The organism is Halomonas sp. ND22Bw (assembly GCF_003011945.1).
GTDB lineage: Bacteria > Pseudomonadota > Gammaproteobacteria > Pseudomonadales > Halomonadaceae > Halomonas > Halomonas halophila.
The window spans coordinates 1-269 of record NZ_PXWD01000938.1 but is presented as its reverse complement, the minus strand read 5'-3'; the positions used below and the strand labels follow the sequence as shown (position 1 = coordinate 269).

1 pseudogene is annotated in these 269 nt (G+C 65.8%); it reads right to left on the bottom strand.

From position 1 onward, the window contains the following. Positions 1–269: pseudogene (locus tag CVH10_RS20920) on the bottom strand (AarF/ABC1/UbiB kinase family protein); the annotation flags it as partial.

Sequence of the window (269 nt, the reverse complement as noted above, 5' to 3'; positions counted from 1 at the left end):
AACGACACCGCCGCGCCAGCGCTCGACATGCTCGGCGAGCAGGTCGGCGATGGGTAGGCAGGCACCGAGCCGGTAAAGGTTCCAGTAGTGGCCTTCCAGGGTGCGATTGATCAGCAGCGTACCGGAGGCCGGTTGCAGGCTGCCCAGTGCCGACATCAGCAAGGGGAAGAGTTCGGACAGCTGCTGGTGCAGCGCCGCTCCGCGGAAGTCCCACTGCGCGCCAGGCTGCAACAGTGGATGCAGCATCAGGTGGATGCGCCGATACAGCC